Source organism: Kitasatospora sp. MBT66 (genome assembly GCF_000710405.2).
Taxonomy (GTDB): Bacteria; Actinomycetota; Actinomycetes; order Streptomycetales; family Streptomycetaceae; genus Kitasatospora; species Kitasatospora purpeofusca.
Genome location: NZ_JAIY01000010.1, coordinates 295,997 through 305,977, shown reverse-complemented (window position 1 = coordinate 305,977; position 9,981 = coordinate 295,997). Strand labels below are relative to the sequence as shown.

Here is a 9,981-nt window from a genome sequence, read left to right as displayed (position 1 = left end):
GGTCCGCGGCGTCGCCGCCGGGACCGGGCGCGTCCGGTGACCCCGCGTCGGCCGACTCCCCGTCCACCGCGCCCGCGTCCGTGTCGGCCGCCTCGGCCGCCGCCTCCGCCGGGCCCGGCTCCGCCGATGCCTGTGCGGGCACGGCGCCGCCCGTGTCCGGGCTCATCGAGGACTCCTCCGGGGCGCCGTTCTCCGCGTCAGTCATCGTCCGCTCCACAAAAGCTCAACTCCACTGCTGGGTACCGGCCGCCCCGTGCTGCGGGCGGTCGGCTGTTCGGGCCGGTCCGGGGCCGCTCTGGGCGGCCGGCTCGGCGGTCGGTCGGTTCGGGCAGGCTCGGGCGCGGGGTCGAGCGACCGCTACAGCTCGCTCCACCCCTGGTCGGGGTAGCGGTGGACCGGCGCCGAGATGTCGTCGAGCGCACCGCGGATCTCCTCCGGAAGCGTAAGCGCCTCCACCGACAGCGCCGCCTGCAGCTGCGCCACCGTGCGGGCCCCGACCAGTGCGCTCGCCACCCCGGGGCGGTCCCGGACCCAGGCGAGCGCGACCGCCAGCGGGCTGCTGGCGAGCCCGTCGGCGGCGGTGGCGACGGCGTCCACGATCCGCCGCGGACGCTCCCCGAGGTACGGCTGGACGAACCCCGACAGGTAGGGCGAGGCGCCGCGCGAGTCCTGCGGGAGGCCGTGCCGGTACTTGCCGGTCAGCACGCCGCGCCCGAGCGGGGAGGCGGCGAGCAGCCCGACCCCGGAGTCCTTCGCGGCGGGCAGGGCCTCCCGTTCGATGCCGCGCTGGAGCAGCGAGTACTCCAGCTGCGCCCCGGCCAGCGGCACCCGCCCGTGATGGGCGTTCTGCCAGGTGGCGGCCTTGGCCAGCTGCCAGCCGCTGAAGTCGCAGACCCCGACGTAGCGGGCCCGGCCGGAGGAGACGGCGATGTCGAGGGCGCTGAGGGTCTCCTCGACGGGGGTGGCCGGGTCGAAGGCGTGCACCTGCCACAGGTCGACGTAGTCGGTGCCGAGCCGGCGCAGCGAGGCGTCGAGCGCGGCGAGCAGGTGTCCGCGCGAGCCGTCGAAGCGGCGGGCGGCCGGGACGCTGCCGGCCTTGGTGGCGATGACCAGGTCGGAGCGGGGGACGAGGCTGTCGGTCAGCCGGGAGAGCAGGTACTCGGCGTCGCCGTCGGCGTAGACGTCGGCCGTGTCGACGAGGTTTCCGCCCGCGTCGACGAACTCCTTGAGCTGCTCCGCGGCCTCCTGCTCGTCGGTGGCGCGGCCCCAGGTCATGGTGCCGAGGCCGAGCCGGGAGACCTGCAGCCCGGTGCGGCCGAGGTGACGCTTTTCCATCGGACGTGCCCCTCTTACTGGCCGTAGGTGCGGTGGCGGCGCGGCGCCACCGGCCGGCACCGCGGCCGCACGGCCGGGACGACGGGGGACGAACGCGCAGGTGGGGCGAGGCGCCTCCACGTCGGCTGAGCGTAGCGGCCGGTGCCCGGGCAGGTGTGCAGACCCGCAGGACGACCCCGGCCCCCGACGCGGCGCGCCCCGGCCCCCGCCGCAGGACGACCCCGGCTCCCGCCACGCGGCCGGAATGTGACCCGGCCCACTCCTACCGGCCAGTAGCATGTCCGCCGGACGCGCCGCTACCCTCACGAAACAACCGACTGGAAGGCAGTGCCCATGCGACTCGGCATCAACCTCGGCTACTGGGGACTCGGCATGGACGCCGACAACATCGCCGTCGCCCAGGAGGCCGACCGGCTCGGCTACTCGGTCTGCTGGGCCGCCGAGGCCTACGGTTCGGACGCGGCCACCGTGCTGTCCTTCGTCGCCGCCCGGACCGAGCGGATCGACGTGGGCTCGGCGATCTTCCAGATCCCGGCCCGCACCCCCGCGATGACCGCGATGACCGCCGCCACCCTGGACACCCTCTCCGGCGGCCGCTTCCGGCTCGGCCTCGGCGTCTCCGGCCCCCAGGTCTCCGAGGGCTGGTACGGCGTGAAGTTCGACAAGCCGCTGGCCCGCACCCGGGAGTACGTGGAGATCATCCGCAAGGCGATGTCCCGCGAGCGGCTGGTCCACGAGGGCGAGCACTGGACGCTGCCGCTGCCCGGCGGCCCCGGCAAGCCGATCAAGCTCACCGTGCACCCGGTGCGCGAGCACATCCCGCTGTACATCGCCGCCATCGGCCCGAAGAACCTGGAGCAGACCGGCGAGATCGCCGACGGCTGGCTCGGCATCTTCTTCGACCCGGCGCACGCCGCGCTCTCCCTCGACCCGCTGAAGGCCGGCCGGGTCCGGGCCGGCGCCGGGACCGGCCGGGAGTTCGAGGGCTTCGACGTCTGCCCCACCGTTGCCATCGCGGTCGGCGAGGACATCAAGGCGGGCGTCGACTCGCAGCGCTCGTACACCGCGCTCTACATCGGCGGCATGGGCAGCAAGGAGAAGAACTTCTACAACCAGCTGGCCCGGCGGATGGGTTACGAGCAGGCCGCCGACGAGGTCCAGGAGCGCTACCTGGCCAGGGACTACGCGGGCGCGGCCGCCGCCGTCCCGCACGAGCTGATCGACGCCACCTCGCTGATCGGCGACACCGCCCGGATCGCCGACCGGATGCAGGCCTACGCCGACGCGGGCGTCACCACGCTCACCCTGGCCCCGGCCGGCTTCACCCTGGACGAGCGGATCACCGCGCTGCGCACCGGCGTCGCGGCGCTGGAGCGGGCCGGCCTGGCCTGACCGCCGCACCCCGGGTGGCGCCGTCCGACCGGCGGCGCCACCCGGGCACGGACTGCCGCGCGAGCCCTACAGCCAGTCGTGCCGCTTGAACACCCGGTGCAGCAGCACACAGACCACCACCATCAGCGACACCGCCGCCGGGTAGCCCCAGGCCTGGTGCAGCTCGGGCATGTGGTCGAAGTTCATCCCGTACACGCCCGCGATCATCGTCGGCACGGCGGCCAGCGCCGCCCAGGCCGAGATCTTCCGCATGTCGTTGTTCTGCTGCACGCTGACCTGCGCCAGGTTGGCGGAGAGGATGTCCGAGAGCAGCCGGTCCATCCCCTCCACCTGGTCGTTGGCCCGGGCCAGGTGGTCGGAGACGTCCCGCAGGTAGGGCAGCGCCTCGGCGCGGACGTAGGGCACCCCGCCGCGGTCCAGCCGCATCATCGGCTCGACCAGCGGGCCGGTGGCCCGGCGGACGGTGACCAGCTGCCGCTTGTAGCCGTAGATCCGGCTCGCGACGTCCCGGCCCACCCGGCCGGGGGCGAACACGTCGGCCTCCAGCTCGTCGAGGTCCGCCTGGAGCCCGACCACCACGTCCACGTAGCCGTCCACCACCGCGTCGCAGACGGAGTGCAGCACGGCGCTCGGACCGTACTTGAGCACCTCCGGGTGCTCCTCCAGCTCGGCCCTCAGGTCGCCGAGCGGGCTGTCGGCGCCGTGCCGGACGGTCATCACGAAGTCGTCGCCGACGAACAGCATCACCTCGCCGCTGGTCACCGCGTGGCCGCCGGGGTGGTAGCCGAGGGTCTTGAGCGCGACGAACAGCGAGTCCTGGTAGGCCTCCACCTTGGGCCGCTGGTGGGCGCCGACCGCGTCCTCCACGGCCAGCGGGTGCAGGCCGAACTCGTCGGAGACCTGGTCGAGTTCCTCGGCGGTCGGCTCGAACAGGCCTATCCAGACGAAGCCGCCGCGCCCCGCCTTGCGCGCGGCGGCGAGGGAGCCGGCCGGCCCGGCGGGCGTCGCGACCGGGCGGCCGTCCCGGTAGATGGCGCAGTGGACGATCATGCGCGCCATTCTCGCCCCTGGCGCCCGTCCGAAACATCCGCCGCGACGACGGTTCGCCCCGGCACCGGTCTCCCACGTCCCCCGCATCCCCTGCGTCCCCCGCGTTCCGCCCGCACCCCGGTCGGCGTCCCCGTCCGCACCCCCTCGGCAGCGCCCCGCCGCAGCGCCCCGACCAAGATCCGCAAGTCCTCCCGCCCCGGTCCGGGAGGCCGTAGGGTGGGCCCATGCCCACCCTGCTGCTCGTCCGCCACGGCCGATCCACCGCGAACACCGCCGGAATCCTGGCCGGTTGGACGCCGGGGGTGGAGCTCGACGACACCGGGCGCGCCCAGGCCGCCGCGCTCGCCGACCGGCTCGCCCCGGTCCCGCTGGTCCAGGCGGTCAGCAGCCCGCTGGAGCGCTGTCGGCAGACCCTGGAGCCGCTGCTCGCCGCCCGCCCCGGGCTGGCCGGTCCCGAGCGCGGCGGCGCCGCGCCGGGCGAGCCCGCGCTGGACGAGCGGCTCGGCGAGTGCCACTACGGGGAGTGGACCGGCCGCCCGCTGGCCGAGCTGGCCAAGGAGCCGCTCTGGCGCACCGTCCAGGACCACGCGGCGGCCGCGGCCTTCCCCGGCGGCGAGTCGCTGCGCGAGCTGAGCCACCGCACCGTCGACGCGGTCCGCGAGTGGAACGAGAAGATCGCCGCCGAGCACGGCGAGGACGCGGTCTGGATCGCCTGTTCGCACGGCGACGTGATCAAGGCCGTGGTGGCCGACGCGCTGGGCCTGCACCTCGACCACTTCCAGCGGATCAACGTCGACCCCTGCTCGGTCACCGCGATCCGCTACACCGCGCGCCGCCCGTTCGTGCTGCGGATGGGCGACACCGGCGACCTCGCCCCCCTCGCCCCGCGGCCCGCCGCCCACCCCGGCCGGGCCGACGCGGGCGGGGACGCCGTGGTCGGCGGTTCCACCGGCGCGGCCTGAGCCGACAGATCCAGGAGGCGGACCCCGAGCCGCCCGCCCCCCGGGCTCGGCTCCCCGGCCCGGCCCGGGAGGTCGTAGGGTGACCAGTGGGCCCCGGCGCACCCCGCCGCGCACCCCGGGACCACCGGGCCCGACCCCGAACCCCGTGGCGTCCCCGACGTCCACGACGATCGATACGATCCGGAGCGAGAGCGTGCCCCGTCAGGTCTACTTCTACGACCAGCCCGAACGGTTCGTGGCCGGTACCGTCGGCCAGCCCGGCGCCCGGGCGTTCTACCTCCAGGCCAGCGCCCGGGGGCGGATCACCAGCGTGCTGCTGGAGAAGACCCAGGTCGCCGCGCTCGCGGAGCGGATCGAGGAGGTCCTGGACGAGGCCCTGCGCCGCAGCGGCGGCGAGGCCGCGATCCCGGCCGGCGCCCCGCAGGAGCTGCTGGACACCGCGCCGCTGGACCTGCCGCTGGAGCAGGAGTTCCGGGTCGGCACGATGGCGCTGGCCTGGGACACCGTGGACAGCTGCCTGGTCGTCGAGGCGCAGGCGCTGATCGAGGAGGAGGAGGGCGAGGAGGAGGGCGCCGCCGTCTTCGAGGACGACGAGAACGGCCCCGACATGCTCCGGGTGCGGCTCTCCGGAGCGATGGCCCGGGTGTTCGCCAGGCGCGCGCTGGACCTCGTCGCGGCCGGCCGCAAGCCCTGCCCGTTCTGCAATCTGCCGCTCGACCCGGAGGGCCACCTGTGCCCGCGCGCGAACGGGTACCGGCGCTGAACCCGCAGCCCGCCCCGGCCGGCGAGGTCGAGCCGCCGCGCGCCGACCCCGCCGGGGCCGCGGCCCTCGCCGCCGACCCGCCGACCGCGCTGCGGCTGCTGCGGGAGGGCGCGCTGACCGTGCACGGCCGGCTCACCGACGCCTCCAACGCGGCCCTCTACTGCACCGTCGGCATCGACGGCATCGACGGCACCGACGGCCTCACCGCCCAGGCCGTCTACAAGCCGGTGGCCGGCGAGCGCCCGCTCTGGGACTTCCCGGACGGCACCCTGGCCGGCCGCGAGGTCGCCGCCTACGAGCTGTCCGCCGCCACCGGCTGGGGGCTGGTCCCGCCCACCGTGCTGCGCGACGGCCCGCACGGCCCCGGCATGGTGCAGCTGTGGGTGGAGCCCGATCCGGAGGCGGACCCGCTGCTCGCGCTCCAGGACCCGGCCGGCCCCGAGGACGGCTGGCTGCCGATCGTCCGGGCCGAGGTCGGCGACGGGCGCACCGCGCTGCTGGTCCACCCCGACGACGCGCGGCTGCGCCGGCTCGCGGTGCTGGACGCCGTCCTCAACAACGCCGACCGCAAGGGCGGCCACCTGATCCCGGCCGCGGACGGCCGGATCTACGGCATCGACCACGGCGTCACCTTCCACCGCGAGGGCAAGCTGCGCACCCTGCTCTGGGGCTGGGCCGGGAGCCCGCTGCCCGAGGAGGCGGCGGAGGTGCTGGCCGGGCTGGCCGGGCAGTTGGACGGCGCGCTGGGGGAGCGGCTGGCCCCGCACCTGACGGCGGCCGAGCTGGACGCGACCCGGGCCCGGGTGGCGGCGCTGCTCGCCGCCGGCACCCATCCGCTGCCCTCCGAGGACTGGCCGTCCATCCCCTGGCCGCCGATCTGACGGTCCGGCGGGCCCTCCGGCCTTCGAAGCCCGGGCCGGCGGGCCCGCCGGACCACCCGTCCGCGGGTCCTTCCACCGGACAGTGGTCTGGACCGGTGCCCGGTCCCGGCCGCACACTGCGACGATGGACGAGCGACGGACCACCCCCCACCTGGACCTGCCGCTGCACCGCCTCCAGGTCCCGCTGCCGCATCTGCTCCCGTTCGCGATCGGCAGTTTCGACACCATCGGCCCGCTGTCCCGGGCCGGCTTCCCCCACCGGCACTCCTTCTTCGAGATCGTCTACGTCACCGGCGGCCGCGGCGCCCACGTCCTGGACCTGGTCCAGCGGCCGTTGCAGCCGCCGCAGTTGTGCGTGATCGCGCCCGGCCAGGTGCACCACTGGGTGGACGCGGACGACCTCACCGGCCAGGTCGTGCTGTTCAACGAGGACTTCCTCCTGACCAATCCGCAGGACCTCGCCGCGCTGCGCGCCCTGGCCGGGCGCCCGGCGGTGCGGCTGGGCGATCAGGCCGGGCCGATCGCCGCGCTGCTGGCGGACATGGAGGCCGAGTACCGGGCCCGCCCGGCGGGCTATCCGGGCGTGCTGCGGGCCAGTCTGCACATCCTGGTCGTCCGCGCCCTGCGGGCTTGCGCGCCGGTCGGCCCGGGAGCGCTGCCGGGCCGCACCGGCGACCTCGCCGCCGCGTTCACCCGGCTGATCGCCAACCCGGGCGGAGTGCAACGCTCGGTCGCCTCCTGCGCCCAGGAGTTGGGGGTCTCCCCGGGGCACCTCCAGGCGACGGTGAAGCAGGCGACCGGCCGGACGCCGGGGCGGCTGATCCGCCAGCAGCAGACGCTGGAGGCCAAGCGGTTGCTGGCCTGCACGGAATTGACGGTCCGTCAGGTGTCCCGGGAGGCTGGCTTCGGGGACCCGGCGTACTTCTGCCGGTTCTTCCGCCGGGAGACCGGGATGACCCCGGGGGAGTTCCGGGCCAAGGTCGGAGGAAATCACCACGATCCCCGGATCACGTCCATCGCGGCAGGTCCGGACGGCCCGTAGGTTGACTGTCGGCCACCGGCGGACCGCCCGGCGCGAGCGGGCGGCCCGCCGGCCCGGTCCTTGTCATGCCCCCACCATGGCAAGGGCCGTCATTCCCATCGACACCGGCAGATCCCCCACACCCACAGCGAAGGAGTCGGCGCATGCCCGCGTCCGAAGAGCCCGTCACCGGGACGGACGGTCCCACCGACCGCCGGATAAGCCGCAAGACCGTCCTCCGGGCAGCCGCCGTTCTCGGCACCGCCCCCCTCCTGGTCGGCGGCGGCGTAGCCCTGGCCCGCGACCGGGTCGGCACCGGCGAGATGCCGGACTTCACCCCCGAGTGCCACGACGGCGACGCCCCCACGATCGAGCAGACCGAGGGGCCGTACTTCAAGCCCAACTCGCCGCTGCGCACCTCGCTCATCACCGACAGCACCCCGGGCACCAGGCTCACCGTCAGCGGCTACGTCTTCGGCCGCGCCTGCCTGCCCCTGTCCGGCGTCCTGCTGGACTTCTGGCAGGCCGACGTGAACGGCGCCTACGACAACGCCGGGTTCACCTTCCGCGGCCACCAGTTCACCAACGCCCAGGGCGCGTTCAGCCTCACCACGATCGTGCCCGGCCTCTACCCGGGCCGCACCCGGCACATCCACGTCAAGCTCCAGGCGCCCGGCCGGCCGGTGCTCACCACCCAGCTGTACTTCCCGAACGAGCCGCGCAACAGCACCGACACCATCTACGACGCGCGGCTGCTGATGAACGTCCGCCAGGTCGGCTCGGCGAAGGAGGGCACGTACGACTTCGTGCTCAACGTGCCGCAGACCCCGACCCCGACCGCCACCCCCACCGGCCCGACCACCCCGCCCACCACCCCGCCGACCACGCCGCCGACCACGCCGCCGGGCGGGACCTGGGCCGCGGGCACCTTCTACAACGCGGGCGACCGCGTCACCTACGGCGGCGTCTCCTACCGGTGCCTCCAGGGGCACACCGCCATCACGGGGTGGGAGCCGCCGAACGTGCCGGCCCTCTGGCAGCGGTTGTAGCGGCTCCGGCCGTATGCCCGCAGGGTCGCGGGCGCCCGGTCGGCGGCAGGGCCGACCGGGTCGCCCGTCCGCCCGGACCGCCCCGTGTGGCCGTGCGCGGGGCGGTTCCGGTGCGGTTCCGGGTTGGTTCCGGTCCGGTTCCGCGCCGGCGGCCCGACGAGGGCTTCCGGACACAATCGGTCAGGAACCGCCCGGGCCGCGAAAGCAGACGAATCCAGTCGATCTTGCCGACTGGTTAGGCTTTCAAATGTTCTCAAGGTTAAAGTCGATCCCATGCATGCCTGGCCCGCCTCCGAGGTTCCCGCCCTGCCTGGTCAGGGGCTCCCCCTTCGAATCCACGACACCGCGACGGGAGGCATCCGGGAGGTCGTGCCGCAGGACGGCGCAGCCCGGATCTACGTCTGCGGCATCACGCCCTACGACGCGACCCACATGGGCCACGCCGCCACCTACAACGCCTTCGACCTGGTGCAGCGGGTGTGGAAGGACGCCGGCCACGACGTCCTCTACGTGCAGAACGTCACCGACGTCGACGACCCCCTGCTCCAGCGCGCGGTCGAGACCGGACAGGACTGGGTGGCCCTCGCCGAGCGCGAGACCGCGCTGTTCCGCGAGGACATGACCGCGCTGCGGCTGCTCCCGCCGGCCCACTACATCGGCGCCGTCGAGTCCATCCCGTGGATCGTCCCGCTGGTCCAGAAGCTGCTCGCGAGCGGCGCCGCCTACGAGCTGGACGGCGACATCTACTTCTCGGTCGAGGCCGACCCGACCTTCGGCGAGGTCTCCGGCCTCACCCGCGAGGCCATGCACCCGGTCTTCGCCGAGCGCGGCGGCGACCCGGACCGTCCCGGCAAGCGCCACCCGCTGGACGCCCTGCTGTGGCTGGCCGCCCGCCCCGGCGAGCCCGCCTGGGACACCGAGCTCGGCCACGGCCGCCCCGGCTGGCACATCGAGTGCGTCGCGATCGCCCTGCAGTTCCTCGGCATGTCCTTCGACATCCAGGGCGGCGGCAGCGACCTGTCCTTCCCGCACCACGAGATGGGCGCCGCGCACGCCCAGGTCGCCACCGGCGCCCACCCGTACGCCCAGGCGTACGTGCACGCCGGCATGGTCGGCCTGGACGGCCACAAGATGTCCAAGTCCCGCGGCAACCTGGTCTTCGTCTCGGCCCTGCGCCGCGAGGGCGTCGACCCGGCGGCGATCCGGCTGGCCCTGCTCTCGCACCACTACCGCGAGGACTGGGAGTGGACCAAGGGCACCCTTGACGAGGCCGTCGAGCGGCTCGCCCGCTGGCGCGCCGCGGTCTCCCGCCCGGACGGCCCGGCGGCCGAGCAGCTGCTCGCCGAGGTCCGCGCCGCGCTCGCGAACGACCTGGACGCCCCGGCCGCGCTGGCCGCGGTGGACCGCTGGGCCGCCGCGCAGGAGAGCGACGGGGGCACCGAGATCGGCGCCCCCGGTCTGGTCACCCGCACCGTGGACGCACTGCTCGGCGTCGCGCTGTAGGGCGCGTCACCCGACCAACGCCTGA

9 protein-coding genes and 1 pseudogene are annotated in these 9,981 nt (G+C 74.8%); 7 read left to right on the top strand and 3 right to left on the bottom strand.

Features of this window, described 5'->3' with window-relative positions:
• Window positions 1-205, bottom strand: a pseudogene (locus BI06_RS51180) (hypothetical protein); the annotation flags it as partial.
• A 152-nt stretch (window positions 206-357) separates the two neighbouring features.
• A complete protein-coding gene (locus tag BI06_RS25990; protein ID WP_030395884.1) occupies window positions 358-1,335 on the bottom strand; it encodes an aldo/keto reductase in 978 nt (325 codons plus the stop codon).
• 333 nt (window positions 1,336-1,668) lie between these two features.
• Here BI06_RS25990 and BI06_RS25985 point away from each other — a divergent pair, with 333 nt between their 5' ends.
• Complete coding sequence (locus BI06_RS25985) at window positions 1,669-2,727, top strand: LLM class F420-dependent oxidoreductase (protein ID WP_030395885.1); 1,059 nt, start codon at window positions 1,669-1,671, stop codon at window positions 2,725-2,727.
• A 66-nt stretch (window positions 2,728-2,793) separates the two neighbouring features.
• On the opposite strand, the gene BI06_RS25980 is transcribed toward BI06_RS25985, so the two are convergent.
• Window positions 2,794-3,786 carry a magnesium and cobalt transport protein CorA gene (locus BI06_RS25980; RefSeq protein ID WP_030395886.1) on the bottom strand — a complete coding sequence of 331 codons (993 nt, stop codon included), beginning with the start codon at window positions 3,784-3,786 and terminating at the stop codon, window positions 2,794-2,796.
• A 215-nt stretch (window positions 3,787-4,001) separates the two neighbouring features.
• Between BI06_RS25980 and BI06_RS25975 the strand changes: the two genes are divergently transcribed.
• The 6 genes from BI06_RS25975 to mshC all read left to right on the top strand — a co-directional run bounded on the left by BI06_RS25975 (window position 4,002) and on the right by mshC (window position 9,956).
• The gene (locus BI06_RS25975; RefSeq protein WP_030395887.1) at window positions 4,002-4,739 is read left to right on the top strand and encodes a histidine phosphatase family protein; all 738 of its coding nucleotides are present in this window, start codon (window positions 4,002-4,004) and stop codon (window positions 4,737-4,739) included.
• A 193-nt stretch (window positions 4,740-4,932) separates the two neighbouring features.
• Window positions 4,933-5,502, top strand: a complete 570-nt coding sequence (locus BI06_RS25970; RefSeq protein ID WP_030395888.1) for a DUF3090 domain-containing protein — start codon at window positions 4,933-4,935, stop codon at window positions 5,500-5,502.
• An 89-nt stretch (window positions 5,503-5,591) separates the two neighbouring features.
• Window positions 5,592-6,383 (top strand): SCO1664 family protein, encoded by a 792-nt coding sequence (locus BI06_RS25965; RefSeq protein WP_043473058.1) that lies wholly within the window; start codon window positions 5,592-5,594, stop codon window positions 6,381-6,383.
• A gap of 124 nt (window positions 6,384-6,507) precedes the next feature.
• The gene (locus BI06_RS25960) at window positions 6,508-7,425 is read left to right on the top strand and encodes a helix-turn-helix domain-containing protein (protein WP_094745652.1); all 918 of its coding nucleotides are present in this window, start codon (window positions 6,508-6,510) and stop codon (window positions 7,423-7,425) included.
• A gap of 143 nt (window positions 7,426-7,568) precedes the next feature.
• On the top strand, window positions 7,569-8,453 hold the full coding sequence (locus BI06_RS25955; RefSeq protein ID WP_051741851.1) for a carbohydrate-binding protein: 885 nt from the start codon (window positions 7,569-7,571) through the stop codon (window positions 8,451-8,453).
• 273 nt (window positions 8,454-8,726) lie between these two features.
• The gene (mshC, locus tag BI06_RS25950; protein ID WP_043471967.1) at window positions 8,727-9,956 is read left to right on the top strand and encodes a cysteine--1-D-myo-inosityl 2-amino-2-deoxy-alpha-D-glucopyranoside ligase; all 1,230 of its coding nucleotides are present in this window, start codon (window positions 8,727-8,729) and stop codon (window positions 9,954-9,956) included.
• The last annotated feature ends 25 nt before the right edge of the window (window positions 9,957-9,981 follow it).